At 72.8% G+C, this 13,726-nt stretch carries 14 protein-coding genes; 3 read left to right on the forward strand and 11 right to left on the reverse strand.

The genetic code is table 11. The features are described from left to right. Nucleotides 1–12 precede the first annotated feature (12 nt). Both alc and allB read right to left on the reverse strand, forming a co-directional pair. On the reverse strand, nt 13–1,131 hold the full coding sequence (gene alc, locus AB0E98_RS04705; RefSeq protein WP_361698585.1) for an allantoicase: 1,119 nt from the start codon (nt 1,129–1,131) through the stop codon (nt 13–15). Next, complete coding sequence (gene allB / locus AB0E98_RS04710) at nt 1,131–2,456, reverse strand: allantoinase AllB (protein WP_361698587.1); 1,326 nt, start codon at nt 2,454–2,456, stop codon at nt 1,131–1,133. Before allB ends, alc begins: the two co-directional genes overlap by 1 nt. A gap of 183 nt (nt 2,457–2,639) precedes the next feature. On the opposite strand from allB, the gene AB0E98_RS04715 reads away from it, so the two are divergent. Then, nucleotides 2,640–3,428, forward strand: a complete 789-nt coding sequence (locus tag AB0E98_RS04715) for an IclR family transcriptional regulator (protein ID WP_361698589.1) — start codon at nt 2,640–2,642, stop codon at nt 3,426–3,428. A 137-nt stretch (nt 3,429–3,565) separates the two neighbouring features. Here AB0E98_RS04715 and AB0E98_RS04720 read toward each other — a convergent pair whose 3' ends face one another. Further along, nucleotides 3,566–3,919 (reverse strand): DUF5955 family protein, encoded by a 354-nt coding sequence (locus tag AB0E98_RS04720; RefSeq protein ID WP_361698591.1) that lies wholly within the window; start codon nt 3,917–3,919, stop codon nt 3,566–3,568. A 158-nt stretch (nt 3,920–4,077) separates the two neighbouring features. Between AB0E98_RS04720 and AB0E98_RS04725 the strand changes: the two genes are divergently transcribed. Both AB0E98_RS04725 and aceB read left to right on the forward strand, forming a co-directional pair. Then, nucleotides 4,078–4,734, forward strand: coding sequence for an NTP transferase domain-containing protein (locus AB0E98_RS04725; protein WP_361698593.1), 657 nt, complete (start codon nt 4,078–4,080; stop codon nt 4,732–4,734). 112 nt (nt 4,735–4,846) lie between these two features. Continuing rightward, entirely contained in the window at nt 4,847–6,448 is a 1,602-nt protein-coding gene (gene aceB / locus AB0E98_RS04730) for a malate synthase A (RefSeq protein ID WP_361698595.1), read from the forward strand. Between the two features lie 55 nt (nt 6,449–6,503). Here the strand turns inward: aceB and AB0E98_RS04735 are convergent, their stop codons facing one another. The 8 genes from AB0E98_RS04735 to AB0E98_RS04770 form a co-directional block, all read right to left on the reverse strand. Next, a complete protein-coding gene (locus tag AB0E98_RS04735) occupies nt 6,504–8,030 on the reverse strand; it encodes a YfcC family protein (RefSeq protein ID WP_361698597.1) in 1,527 nt (508 codons plus the stop codon). A gap of 81 nt (nt 8,031–8,111) precedes the next feature. Further along, entirely contained in the window at nt 8,112–9,416 is a 1,305-nt protein-coding gene (locus tag AB0E98_RS04740) for a nucleobase:cation symporter-2 family protein (RefSeq protein ID WP_361699336.1), read from the reverse strand. 283 nt (nt 9,417–9,699) lie between these two features. Further along, nucleotides 9,700–11,094 (reverse strand): 8-oxoguanine deaminase, encoded by a 1,395-nt coding sequence (locus AB0E98_RS04745; RefSeq protein WP_361698599.1) that lies wholly within the window; start codon nt 11,092–11,094, stop codon nt 9,700–9,702. A 38-nt stretch (nt 11,095–11,132) separates the two neighbouring features. Next, nucleotides 11,133–12,008 (reverse strand): factor-independent urate hydroxylase, encoded by an 876-nt coding sequence (gene pucL, locus AB0E98_RS04750; protein WP_361698601.1) that lies wholly within the window; start codon nt 12,006–12,008, stop codon nt 11,133–11,135. Between the two features lie 3 nt (nt 12,009–12,011). Then, nucleotides 12,012–12,368 (reverse strand): hydroxyisourate hydrolase, encoded by a 357-nt coding sequence (gene uraH / locus AB0E98_RS04755; RefSeq protein ID WP_361698603.1) that lies wholly within the window; start codon nt 12,366–12,368, stop codon nt 12,012–12,014. Beyond that, a complete protein-coding gene (gene uraD / locus AB0E98_RS04760) occupies nt 12,365–12,895 on the reverse strand; it encodes a 2-oxo-4-hydroxy-4-carboxy-5-ureidoimidazoline decarboxylase (RefSeq protein ID WP_361698605.1) in 531 nt (176 codons plus the stop codon). Before uraD ends, uraH begins: the two co-directional genes overlap by 4 nt. Nucleotides 12,896–12,966: 71 nt before the next feature. Continuing rightward, nucleotides 12,967–13,272: a hypothetical protein gene (locus AB0E98_RS04765; RefSeq protein ID WP_361698607.1), complete on the reverse strand. Its 306-nt coding sequence runs from the start codon at nt 13,270–13,272 to the stop codon at nt 12,967–12,969. An 83-nt stretch (nt 13,273–13,355) separates the two neighbouring features. Continuing rightward, complete coding sequence (locus tag AB0E98_RS04770) at nt 13,356–13,712, reverse strand: helix-turn-helix domain-containing protein (protein WP_361699338.1); 357 nt, start codon at nt 13,710–13,712, stop codon at nt 13,356–13,358. Nucleotides 13,713–13,726: the final 14 nt, after the last annotated feature.

Below are 13,726 nucleotides of genomic sequence, written 5' to 3' on the forward strand. Positions count from 1 at the left end.
GACCGGGAGGATTCAGCTCCCGGTCAGCCCCCGCGCGCCCTCCTCCGTCAGCGAGCCGTGGACGCGCAGCCGGGCGATGCCTCCGTCGGGGAAGATGTCCACCCGGACGTGGGTGGCGACGGCGGGGCGGTCCAGGACGAACCGGTGCACGCTGTCCGGCTCCAGCCGGGTCCGGGGCAGCAGCTCCCGCCACCCGGTGGTGTGGTCGGAGGGGTCGGCGCCGGTGACGGCGTCGAGGACGGACAGCGCGGCCCACCCGGCCGCGTTGCCCTTGTAGCAGCCGGTGTCGATCTCGACGGCGCGGAGCACCGCCTGGCCGGTCAGCCGGTAGCGCACCCAGTCGTGGCCGCGGTCGCGGCGGCGGCGGGTCTCCCAGCCCTCGTTCATCTTCCGGGAGCGGCCCGGGCGGATCGCGTTCAGCGCGGACGAGAAGAAGCGGTCGGAGGCGTCCTCGGCGTACCCGCCGTTCTCCAGCGCGGCGAGGTCGAAGGTGCCCAGGGCCGCCAGCCAGGCGGGGTCGGGGGCGGCCTCGCCGTGGACCCTCAGCCGGGCTATGCCCCCGTCGGGGAACTGGCTGAGTCTCAGGTGGGTGAAGCGCTCCCCGCCCCCGACGGCGAAGCCGTTGGCGGCGTGCCCGCCGACGGGGGTGCGGGGGACGAGGACCGTCCACTTCACGTCGTCGGCGAGCAGCTCGGCGGGGGACGGCGAGCCGGGCAGCGAGGTGCCCTCCACGCTGACGGCGTGCGGGTGGTTGCCGCGGAAGTGGGCGGTGTCGACGACCACGCCCCGGACGACGCCGGGCACGCCGAGGCGGACGATCGCCCAGTCGTGGTCCTCGTCCGAGGGGTGGGGTTCATGGGCCGCGGCCCCGCGCCGGCGGCGGGTCTCCCAGCCGTCCATGACCTTACCCTTGTGGCCGAAGAGCGCGGGGTCGAAGTGCGCGGGCTCCGGTTCGATCAGGTTCTCGCGCTCGGCGAAGAACTCGTCGTTGGCGGCGATCACCGAGCCGCCCAGTCGGCGGTCGGCGAGGTCGGGGAGGCGGGTGAAAGGGAAGTCGGCGGTCCGGTAGTCGGCGTAGGGGTCGCCGCCCGCGTACGGGGCGGCGCCGCCGGTGAACGTGGCGATGCTCATCAGCGCTCCAGGAGTCGGCCGGTGGGTCCGGTCAGGGGGGTGCCGCGGTCGGTCGTCCTGCGGCCGCGCAACCAGGTGGACCGGACGACGCCGTGCAGGGTCCGGCCCGCGTAGGCGGTGACGGGGTTGCGGTGGTGGAGTGCGGCCGGGTCGACGGTGAAGGTCTCGTCGGGGGCGAGGACCGCGAAGTCGGCGTCCCGCCCCGCCTCGATCGCGCCCTTGGCGGGCAGGCCCGCGAGGGCGGCGGGGGCGGTGGACATCCAGCGGGCCACGTCGGCCGGGGTGCGGCCGCGCCGCCGGGCCTCGGTCCAGACGGCGGACAGGCCCAGTTGGAGGGAGGAGATCCCGCCCCAGGCCTCTCCGAAGTCGGGGACCTTGAGGTCGGCCGTGCAGGGCGAGTGGTCGGAGACGACGCAGTCGATGACGCCGTCGGCCAGCCCCGCCCACAGGGCGTCCCGGTTGGCGGCCTCGCGGATCGGGGGGCAGCACTTGAACTCGGTGGCCCCGTCGGGAACTTCCTCGGCGGTGAGGGTCAGGAAGTGCGGACAGGTCTCGGCGGTGATCCGTACGCCCTCGGCACGGGCGGCGGCGATCACGGGCAGCGCGCCGGCGGAGGACAGGTGCAGCACGTGGACGCGCGTGCCCCGGCGGCGCGCGACGTCGACGAGCGCGGCGATCGCCTCGTGCTCGGCGGCGCGCGGGCGGGAGGCGAGGAAGTCGGCGTAGCGCGGGCCGGTGTGCCGCGGAGCGTCGTCCAGCCGGTCCGGGTCCTCGGCGTGGACGATCAGCAGCGCGTCGAGCTCGGCGATCCGGGCCGCCACCGCGTCGAGTTCGTGTCGGCCCAGGTGGGGGAACTCGTCGACGCCGGACGGGGAGAGGAAGGCCTTGAATCCGAGGACTCCGGCGTCGTGCAGGGGACGCAGGTCGGCGAGGTTGGTGGGCAGCGCCCCGCCCCAGAAGCCCACGTCGATGTGCGCCCGGTCGCGGGCCACGGCCTGTTTGGCGCGCAGGTGGGCCACGGTGGTGGTGGGCGGGAGGCTGTTGAGCGGCATGTCGACGAGCGTGGTGACCCCGCCGGCGGCGGCCGCCCGGGTGGCGGTGGCGAAGCCCTCCCATTCGTCCCGGCCCGGGTCGTTCACATGCACATGGGTGTCGACGAGACCGGGCAGGATGACGTCGTCGCCCAGTTCCTCGACGGGGGTTCCCGCGGGCGGCTCGGTCCCGTGGGGCAGGACCGCGGCGATCCGGCCACCGGTCACGGCGACGGCGGCGGCGCGCACGCCCTCCGGGGTCACCACTCGTGTCGAACGCAGCAGCAGTTCCACCGTCCGCCCCTCGACGAATCGTCAACGATTTGTTGAACAGCGCTGTCCGCAGTCTTCAGCCGCCCCGCGACCCCGTCAAGACCCTTTTCGCTGTACGGAAGCCTGGTTTCACCTGACAGAAACCGGCATGTGACAGGTGGGGTGGCCGGTAGGCTGCTGCCACCCATTCCCGGAAGGAGCGCCGTGCCCCCGTCCGCCGAGCCCCGAACCGCCTCCGCCAGCGGCGGCGTCCAGTCCCTCGAGCGCGCATTCGACCTGCTGGAGCGGATGGCCGACGCCGGCGGCGAGGTCGGGCTGAGCGAACTGTCCACGAGCAGCGGGCTGCCGCTGCCCACCATCCACCGGCTGATGCGCACGCTGGTGGCCTGTGGATACGTCCGGCAACAGCCCAACCGGCGCTACGCCCTCGGCCCCCGGCTGATCCGCCTCGGCGAGAGCTCCTCACGTCTGCTCGGCACCTGGGCCCGCCCGCACCTGGCGCGGCTGGTGGACGAGACCGGCGAGACCGCCAACATGGCGCTGCTCGACGGCGACGAGGTCGTCTACGTGGCCCAGGTGCCCTCGCGGCACTCGATGCGGATGTTCACGGAGGTCGGCCGGCGGGTGCTGCCCCACTCCACGGGCGTGGGCAAGGCGCTGCTGGCCCAGGCCCCGGACGACGAGGTCCGCGCGCTGCTGGCCCGTACGGGCATGCCGGCCGCGACGGAGAAGACGATCACGTCGCCGGAGGACTTCCTGAAGGAGCTCGCCCGGGTGCGCGAGTCGGGCTTCGCGATGGACGACAACGAGCAGGAGATCGGCGTCCGCTGCCTCGCGGTGCAGGTGCCGGACTCCCCCACGTCCGCGGCCATCTCCATCTCCGGCCCGGCGGGCCGCGTCACCGAGGCCGCCACGGAGCGGATCGTGCCGCTGCTGCGGGAGGTCGCGGCGGAACTGTCGGCGACGCTGGCGGGGGCGACGGCATCGGTGTGACGGGGGGAGAGAATCAGCCCGTCCGGTGTTTGAGGACGACGCGCGTCAGCGCGGCCAAGGGGGTGCGAGGGGGCACCGCCCCGCCCGGAAACGATAGAGGGGCGCAGGACCGGGGCGCCCTCGCCTCCCCCGACGGATCAGGCGCCCTCCCGGGGGCCCGGCACGCCGGGAGCCGTCTCCCCGAACCGGTCGACCGCCGCCCGCACTTCACCGAGCGCCGACCCCAACGCGCTCACCGACCCCACGGCCCCCGCCACCAGCAGCAGCGAGCTCCGCAACCGCGAGACGTCCAGGTGCCCCGTGCGCGCCATCGCGTCCAGCGCGGCCAGCTCGTCCTCCGCGGCGTCCCTGTCGGGTAAGGGCGCGGGATGCCCGGCCAGCGCCCGGCGCAGCCGGGCCACGGCGGCGCTCAGCTCACCGGCTCTCGGGTCCGGTTCCTCACCGGATCGTCCCGTTCGCTCCTCTTCCACCACCACGGCGCCTTCCGCCACGACTGTCCCCCTCCCGCACGCCCGCCCGCGCGGATCAGTTAACGCCACTTCACGTGTGACGCGCCACACTCACAGCGAAATTCAGGCCGCGCGTTCCCGTACGAGTGACGAACTCCCGTACGGCGCACATGCGGACGCCCATACGGTATGCAGGGACCATGGCGTGGACGGCCGGCACAGACACAGACACAGACACGGGCACAGACACGGTCGCGGGGCTGCTGCTGGCGGCCGGCGGCGGGCGGCGGCTCGGCGGGCGGCCCAAGGCGCTGCTGGAGTTCCGGGGCGGCCCGCTGGTGGAGCACGCGGCTCGGGTGCTGCACGAGGGCGGCTGCGCCCCGGTCCACGTGGTCGTGGGCGCCGGTGCGGCGGAGGTGCGCGCACGGCTCGGCACCACGGACGCCGCCCTCGCGGACATCACCCTCGTGGAGAACCCCGGCTGGCACCGGGGCATGGGCACATCCCTGCGCGCCGGCCTGGCGTCACTGGCCGCCTCGACGGACCCGGCGGCGGTGTCGGCGGTGCTGGTGACGCTGGTCGACCAGCCGCGCGTCGGCGCCGCGGCGGTGGCGCGGGTGCTGGCCGCGCACCGGGCGGGAGCCCGGCTCGCGGCGGCGGCGTACGGGGGCGAGCGGGGGCACCCGGTGCTGCTCGCCCGGGAGCACTGGGCGGGCGCGGCCCGGGCGGCCGACGGGGACATGGGCGCGCGGGCCTATCTCCGGCGGCACGCCGCCGCCCTACGCCTCGTGGAGTGCGGCGACGTCGCGGCGCCGGACGACGTCGACACCCCGGACGATCTCGGGCTCCTGAACTGAGCCGTCCTGACACCCCATTGAACTTCCACGATGAGAAAACTATTCTCCACTTGCCGCTGTGACACCGCGTGCCACGACCACCGCGAACCGCCCGCTGAAGGAGTGACAGCCCATGTCCGCGCCTGCTCCGTCCTCACCGGCAGCCGTCGAAGCCCCGTATGCGGAACGGCAGGAGGAGGTGCTCACGGAAGCGGCCCTCGCGTTCGTCGCGGCGCTGCACCGCCGGTTCACCCCACGCCGTGACGAGCTGCTGACCCGCCGCGCCGAGCGGCGCGCGGAGCTCGCCCGGACCGGCACGCTGGACTTCCTCCCGGAGACCGCCGCCGTCCGCGAGGACCCCGACTGGCGGGTGGCGCCCGCGCCCGCCGCGCTGGAGGACCGGCGCGTGGAGATCACCGGGCCCGCCGACGACCGCAAGATGACGATCAACGCCCTCAACTCCGGCGCCCGCGTCTGGCTCGCCGACATGGAGGACGCCTCCTCCCCCACCTGGCACAACGTCGTCCACGGCCAGCTCAACCTCATGGACGCCCACGCGCGCCGCGTCGACTTCACCAGCCCCGAGGGCAAGACCTACGCCCTCCGGCCCGCCGAGCGGCTCGCCACCGTCGTGATGCGCCCCCGCGGCTGGCACCTCGACGAGCGCCACCTCACCGTGGACGGCCGTCCCGTCCCCGGCGCCCTGGCCGACTTCGGCCTCTACTTCTTCCACAACGCCCGGCGGCTGCTCGACCTCGGCAAGGGGCCCTACTTCTACCTCCCCAAGACCGAGTCGCACCTTGAGGCCCGGCTGTGGAACGACGTCTTCGTGTTCGCCCAGGAGCATCTGGGCATCCCGCGCGGCACGATCCGCGCGACCGTCCTCATCGAGACCATCACGGCGGCCTACGAGATGGAGGAGATCCTCTACGAGCTGCGCGAGCACGCCTCGGGGCTCAACGCCGGCCGCTGGGACTACCTCTTCTCCGTCATCAAGAACTTCCGTGACGCGGGCGAGGCGTTCGTCCTCCCCGACCGCAACACCATCACGATGACGGCCCCGTTCATGCGCGCCTACACGGAACTCCTGGTGCGCACCTGCCACAAGCGCGGCGCGCACGCCATCGGGGGCATGGCCGCCTTCATCCCGTCCCGCCGGGACCCCGGGATCAACGAGGTCGCGCTGGGGAAGGTCCGGGCCGACAAGGACCGCGAGGCCGACGACGGCTTCGACGGCTCCTGGGTCGCCCACCCCGATCTGGTCCCGGTCGCCCGCGCCTCCTTCGATGCCGTCCTCGGCGACCGGCCCCACCAGAAGCACCGCCTGCGCGAGGACGTACGGGTCACCGCCGACCAGCTCGTCGCCGTCGGCACCCTGGAGGCGAAGCCGACGATCGACGGGCTGCGCAACGCGGTGCAGGTGGGCATCCGTTACATCGAGGCGTGGCTGCGGGGGCTGGGCGCGGTGGCCATCTTCAACCTCATGGAGGACGCGGCCACGGCGGAGATCTCCCGCTCCCAGATCTGGCAGTGGGCCGACGCGGGCGTCGTGCTCGACAACGGGGAGAAGGTGACGGCGGCGCTCGTCCGGGAGGTGGCGGCGGAGGAACTGGCGTCCGCGCCGGAGGCGTCGGGCACGTGGCAGCAGGCCCACGACCTGTTCCTGCGGGTCGCGCTCAGCGAGGAGTACGTGGACTTCCTGACACTGCCGGCGTACGAGCTGCTGGACCGATAGGGGTGTTTCCCGGGGGCTCCGCCCCCGGACCCCCGCTCCTCGAATGCCGGAGGGGCTACGAAATCACCGCCCCCACCGCCACGAACACACAGATCAGCACCGCCAGAATCACCAGCAACGGCCACACGAACCGCAAGTACCGGTCGTAGCCGACCTTCGCCAGCGACACCCCGCCCACCACCACGGCCGTGGTCGGCACCCACAGGTTCATCCACCCGCTCGCCGACTGCCAGGCCGTCACGACCACCGCCCGCGCGACCCCCGCGAACTCGGCCAGCGGCGCGAGGATCGGCATCGCGAGCGTCGCGTGCCCGGACGTGGAGGGGATCAGAAACGCGAGCGGCAGGTTGACGAGGAAGACCATGACGCCGAAGAGCGCTTCCGGGGTGCCCCGGACCGTGCCCTCGATGGCGTGGAGCACCGTGTCGATGATCTTCGCGTTCGTCATGATGACGGTGATGCCCCGCGCGAGCACGATCACCAGCGCCGGGGAGATGAAGTCCGCCGCGCCCTGGACGATCGTGGCGCTCAGCTTCTGCTCGCCCAGCCGGGCGACGAGCCCGACGAGCACCGCGGCGGTGATGAAGAGGGCGGCCAGCTGGGCGAAGGACCAGCCCAGTTCCCAGCCGTAGGGCGTCGCGTCGGCCTTGCCGCTGAGCGCGCTCGCCCAGGGGATCACCGAGAAGATCATGAAGGCGAAGACCAGGGCGACGAGCACCAGCACGCCCTTCTGGAGTCCCGTCAGCTCCGGAGGGTGGACCGCCTCCTCGGCGAGCTCGCGGTCGCCCTCCCGGAAGCCGACCAGGGAGCGGGCCGGGTCCGCCCGTACCCGGCGCGCGTAGCGGACGACATAGGCGATGGTGACGGCCGTGAGCACCAGCCACATCGTGAATCTCAAGACGATGCCGTCGCCGAGTGAGATCCCCGCTGCCGAAGAGGCGACACCGGTGGCGAAGGGATTGACCGTCGAGGTCAGCACTCCGATGCCCGCGCCGAGGATGATCGTGCCGGTCGCGACCATGCGGTCGTAGCCGAGCGCCAGCATCAGCGGCACCAGCAGCCCGTAGAACCCCAGCGTCTCCTCGGCGAACCCCTCGACCGTGCCCAGCAGGGAAAAAACCGTCATCACCCCGGCGATGAGCAGCGCCCCGCGCTCCCTCAGCCGGTGGGCGAGGCGTTCGATGCCGCGGTCCAGGGCGCCGGTGGCGAAGACGACGGTGATGAACGCGCCGATGGCGAGGACGAACAGGAACACCCCGGCGCTGCCGTAGAGGGTGCCGACCGCGTCCGGCGCGACCTCGCCCGTCTTGAGGTCGCGGACGCCGTAGAGGCCGTTGACGGGTGACAGGAAGAGCTGGCCCAGGCGGTGGACGAAGCCGCCCCGGGCGGGTTCGTGGTGGTAGGTGCCCTGGAGGGGGTTGCCGTCGGGGCCGCGGTCGTAGGTGCCGGAGGGGATGAAGAACGCGACGATCCAGACGGCCACCGTCACCGCCGCGAGGACGGTCAGCGCGCTGGGGAAGACGAAGCGGTGCCGTGTCCCCGCCGTTTCCCCCCGGTCCGCCCCCTGCGGTTGCTCCTCCACGACGACACACCAATCAGTCCTTGGGGTCTTTGTCGGGATTCTGGCGTACGGCCGGGTCCGGGTGGCTGAGGCGCGCAGGCCTCATGGGGTTCGCCGGGCCCGTCCCACGTGGTTGAACGCGAGGTTCAGCAGCACCGCCGTCAGACAGCCGGCGCTGACCCCCGAGTTCAGGATGATCTTCAGGGTCTCGGGGATGGCGGTGTTGTCGTAGAAGGCCCGGGAGACGACCGGGATCAGGCCCACGCCGAGGGAGGCGGCCGCGATCAGCAGATTGTCGCCCTGGTCCAGGCCCGCCGTGCGGAGCACGTCGATGCCGCTGGCGGCGACCGTGCCGAAGAGCACGATGCCCGCGCCGCCGAGGACGGGCTGGGGCACCAGCGCGATGAGGGAGGCGAAGGCGGGGCTCAGGCCGAGCAGGACGAAGAACAGCCCGCAGGTGGCCACGGTGTAGCGGCTGCGGACGCGGGTGATGGCGACCAGGCCGATGTTCTGGGCGAAGGCGCTGTTGGCGAAGCCGTTGAAGAACGGGCTGACGGCACTGCCCAAGGTGTCGGCGCGCAGGCCCGCCGCGATCACCTTCTCGTCGGCCCGGCGGCCGACGATCTCGCCGAGCGCGAGCATGTCGGCGGTGCTCTCCGTCATGCAGACCAGCATCACGACGCACATGGAGACGATCGCCGGCACCTCGAAGACGGGGTGGCCGAAGTGGAACGGGGCGGGGAAGCCCACGAGGGCGGCATGGCGAGTGGCCGTGGTGTCGACGGCACCGGTGGGGACGGCGATCAGCGTGCCCGCGACGATCCCCAGCAGGATGGCGATCTGCCGCAGGAAACCGCTGAGGAGCCGGCGCAGGACGAGCACGGTCACGAGCGTCGCCCCGGCCAGGGCCAGATTGATCAGCGAGGCGGGCCGGTCGGGGTGACCGCCCTGGATCCAGCCGAAGGAGACGGGCAGCAGGGTGATCCCGATGAGGGTGATGACCGTGCCGCTGACGACGGGTGGGAAGAAACGGACGAGCCGGCAGAAGGAGGGCGCCAGCAGAAAGCCGAGGACTCCGGCCACGATGACGGCGCCGTGGATGACGGGCAGCGCGTCCCCGTGGGAGGGGCGGGCGTCGGCGATGGCGAGCATGGGGGCGACGCCCGCGAACGAGACGCCGTTGACGAACGGCATCCTGGCCCCGACCTTCCAGAAGCCGATCGTCTGGAGGAGGGTCGCGATGCCCGCCGTGAAGAGGGCCGCCCCCACCAGGAAGGTGATCTCCTTCGGCGGGAGGCGGAGGGCCGCGCCGAGGACGAGCGGCGGGGCGACCACTCCGGCATAGCTGGCGGCCACGTGCTGGAAGCCGCCGGCCAGCAGCCGGGCGGGGCCGGGGACCCGGTCCACGGGGTGGGTCCCCGCGCCCGCGCCCGCCTCATCCCGCTCGGGCCGCTCGATGGCGCCGGGCTCTGCGGTCACGGCTGTTCCTCCGGTGTGGTGGGGGGATGGAGAAGGACCGGGGCGGGGGGGGGGGGCCCCCCCCCCCCGCCCCCCCCCCCCCGGGCGCCCCCCCCCCCCGGGGGGGGGCCCCCCCCCCCCCCACCCCGGACCGGCCCGCCGAGGGCCGTCCCCCTCGGCGGGCGGCTCGCGCGGACGGAACCCGTGGGCGTCAGCCGTCAGGCGTCGGCCATCAGGCGTCGGCCGCGATCCGGGCCAGGCGCCGGGCCTCGTCGCGGGCCTCGCGGGCGATGGTGTCCTCGTCGGCGGTGACCAGGCGGCCGTCCTCGACGACCGGCCTGCCGTCCACGAGCGAGAGGGTGACGGGCGCGGGCGCCCCGAGGACGAGGGCGGCGACCGGGTCGGCGATGGTGGAGTGGCCGAGGCCGTCGAGCCTCCACAGGACGAGGTCGGCCAGCTTGCCCGGCTCCAGCGAGCCGATCTCCGCCGCGCGGCCCAGCACCCGGGCGCCGCCGTAGGTGCCCAGCCGCAGCGCCTGCCGGACGCCGAGGGCGTCCTCGCCGCCCGCGAGCCGGTGGACGAGGAGGGCGTTGCGCAGCTCGGTGTGGAGTTCCCCGGTCTCGTTGGAGGCCGTGCCGTCCACGCCGAGGCCGACGGGGACGCCGGCCTTGAGCAGGGCGGGGACGGGGGCGGTTCCGGCGGCTATCCGCGCGTTGGAGGAGGGGCAGTGCGCCACGCCCGTCCCGGAGCGGGCGAAGGCGGCGATGTCGGCGTCGTTCATGTGGATGCAGTGGGCCATCCACACGTCCTCGCCGAGCCAGCCCGTGGACGCGAGGTAGTCCGTGGGCCCCATGCCGAACTTCTCCTTGCAGAACCGCTCCTCCTCCACGGTCTCCGAGCCGTGGGTGTGGAGGCGCACCCCCTTGCGGCGGGCGAGCTCGGCGGCCTGGCGGAGGAGTTCGGTGGAGACGGAGAAGGGCGAGCAGGGGGCGACGCCGACGCGGAGCATCGAGCCGAATGACGGGTCGTGGTGGGTGTCGATGGCCTCCTCGGTGGCGAGGAGCGCGGCCTCGGTGGTCTCGACGGCGAAGTCGGGCGGCAGCCCGCCCGCCGACTCGCCGAGGTCCATGGAGCCTCGGGTGGGGCTGAACCGTACGCCCAACTCGCGGGCGGCGCGGATCTCCGCGCCGAGCAGGTCGCCCGCGCCCCGGGGGAAGACGTAGTGGTGGTCCATGGCGGTGGTGACGCCGCCGCGGACCATCATGGCCAGCGAGCCGCGCGCGGCGGCGTGGACCATCGGCTCGTCGATGCGCGCCCAGATGGGGTAGAGGGTGACGAGCCAGTCGAAGAGGCTGGAGTTCTGGGCGAGGCCCCGGGTGAGCCACTGGTAGAAGTGGTGGTGGGTGTTGACCAGGCCGGGGGTGGCGAGGTGGCCGGTGCCGTCGACGCGGCGGACGACCCCGGTCAGACCGGCGGGGGCGGGTCCGGGGCCGACGGTCTCGATGAGGTTGCCGGCGACGACGATGTGGCCGGAGGCGTATTCGGTGTCGTCGGCGTCGACGGTCGCGACGGCGCAGTTCTCGATGACGACCCGTGCCTCGGGTACGGGGGGTGAGGGTTTCGCCATGGTTGCGTGTCCTTAAGGTCCAGGAAGTGCTGGAGGTCCTAGAGGTTCGTCATGTCCACCGGAATCCGGGGCTCGGCGCCGTCGCGCAGGATGGTCGCCTCGATGAGTCCGTACGGGCGGTCGGCCGCGTAGTAGACCTCGTTGTCGTTCTTGAGGCCGAAGGGTTCGAGGTCGACGAGGAAGTGGTGGCGGTTGGGGAGGGACAGCCGGATCTCCTCGATGCCGGGGCCGTTCTCGAGGACGCGGGAGCCCATGCGGTGGAGGGTCTGCTGGAGTGAGAGCGAGTACGTGTCGGCGAAGGCCGCGAGGAGGTGCTCGCGGGCCTGCCGGTAGGAGCGGTCCCAGTCCGCCTCGTGGGTGGAGTGGCGCCAGCGGGCGTGCACCTGGGTGGCGAGGACGCGGTCGCGGGTCTCGGGGAGGGTGGTGTAGCGGTCCTTGACGTAGCCGGTGAACTCGGAGTCGGTGGAGTTCAGTACGGTCAGGTCCTTGAGCCCGGAGATGATCTCCCAGTCGGTGCCGTCGAAGCGGATCTGGGCGGTGCGGGTCTCCCGGCCCTCACGGACGAAGGAGTGCCGCTCGGGGCCGGGGGTCTCTATCCGTTCCCACGCGTATTCCTCGATACGGATCCGGGCGCTGTGGATCGTGGGCCGACCGGTGACGAAGTGACGGGCGAGAAGGATGCCGAACTCCTCGGCCGACGCTATGCCGTGCTCCTTGGCGAAGGCGAAGACCGTGTTCTTGGTGGTGTCGGTGGTCAGGACGTTGGCGTTGGAGCCGGAGAGGTGGACGTCCGTCATGTCGCCGGTGAGCGCGACCGAGACGTTGAGGTCCTTGATGTGGTGGGTGCTTCCCTCGCGGGTGATCCGTACGATGCGGTTCTCGGCCTTGCCGTACTGGTTCTGACCCAGGATCACGGGCTAACTCCCTCGGTATACGGAGTATCCGAACGGGCTGAGCAGCAGCGGTACGTGATGGTGCTCGCCGGGCGACACCGCGAAGGCGACCGTCACCTCGGGGAAGAACGCCGTACCGCCGGAGGACCGCGGAGACTGATACGGCCCGACGTCGAAGCGCAGGCGGACGTGCGTGACGGCCGGCGGCAGCACGGGGAAGGCGGCGCAGCGCCCGTCGGTGTCGGTCCGCGCCGCGCCGAACACGGACCAGCGCTCCCCGTCCGGGCCGTCGCCGCGTACGGCCAGCTCCACGCCGACGCCGGCGGCGGGGCGGCCGGAGGCGGTGTCGAGGACGTGGGTCGAGATGGTGGCCTCGTTCACCGCCGGGACGCTCCTTCGCTCGTGGGACGGACGGCGAGCCGGGCCAGCCGGATGCGGTTGATCCGGCCCAGCTCCCCACGGACGATCTCGCGCTCGCGTTCCGGGGGGTTGTCGATCCGGTTACGGACGGAGTCCCGCATCTGTTCGGCGGTGAGGCCGGTGGCGCAGATCAGGAAGACGTGCCCGAACTTCTCCTGGTAGGCGAGGCCGAGTTCGAGCATCTCGGCCTTGAGCAGGTCGGAGGCGCCCATCATGCCGCGCTGTTCCCGGGCGGAGACCGGATCGCCCGGCCGGGGACGGCCGATGGGCGGGTGCGCCGCCATGGCCTCGACCAGGTCGTCCGGCGAGAGCCGGGCGACGGCCGTGTCACTGACGGCCAGCAGTTCCTCGGCGTCACGGTAGGGGCGCCGGGCGAGGATCTCCTCGCGCCACGCAGTACTGGCGCAGATCTCGTGCAGCGCGGCCCGCGCGGTGTCGTCCTCGGCCGCGTTGAACCGGGTGAGCCCCGGTGTCGAACTCGAAGTCACGGGAACCTCCGTGGCGCTTCTCGCTGCGCTCGGATGAGCTGCGCATAGCTAACGCCTCCGGCGAACGCGCGTCAACAGTTTGTTGAAGAACCGTTCGCGTGCCTCGCGGCACCGGTCAGGCCGATCGTCAGGAAGGCGAACAGCTCGATGACGAGGGTGAGCAGGGTGATGCAGGAGGAGGTCTCCAGGCCGGGCCGCCAGTCCTCCGCCAGCTGCCCGCTGAAGCCGACGGGGATCCCCACGGCCATGGCCATCCGCCACAGCCCCGACGGCAGGACGGTCAGCGGAACGGCGCGCGCCGTGCGGTCCAGCCGGCGTGGCACGGGAGGGAAGGCGGGGGCGTCGGTGTCGTCGGGCAGCGGAGTCGCGAGGGTCATGTCCGTCTCCTGGGCGGCGTGGGCGTCACCTCAAGACTCGCCGTACGCCCCACGACCGGCATCCGCCTCGGGGACCGTCGTGGTCACCGTCCGGCTGAGCCGCCGTCCGGCCGGGGGCGGACGCGATCGTCCGCGTCCCGTTGGCGGTTGAGGTAGTTGTAAACGGTGAACCGGCTGACGCCGAGCGCGGCGGCGACCGTCTCCACGCCGTGCCGCAGCGCGAACGCGCCGCGCGCCTCCAGGTTCCGTACGACCGACTGCTTCGCCCTGCGGTCCAGTTGGGCGAGCGGCATGCCGTACCGGCGCTCCAGGTCGGCGAGTATGCCCTCCAGCGACTCCGCCAGGTGCGGGAGGCGTACGGCCACGACCGGGCGGCCCTCCCAGCGGAGGACGACGTCGTCGCCCTCGGCCTGCTCGGGTTCGAGCAGCCGGCCGCCCATGGCGTCCACGAGCG

This window comes from Streptomyces sp. NPDC037389, assembly GCF_040636475.1.
Lineage (GTDB): Bacteria > Actinomycetota > Actinomycetes > Streptomycetales > Streptomycetaceae > Streptomyces > Streptomyces hesseae.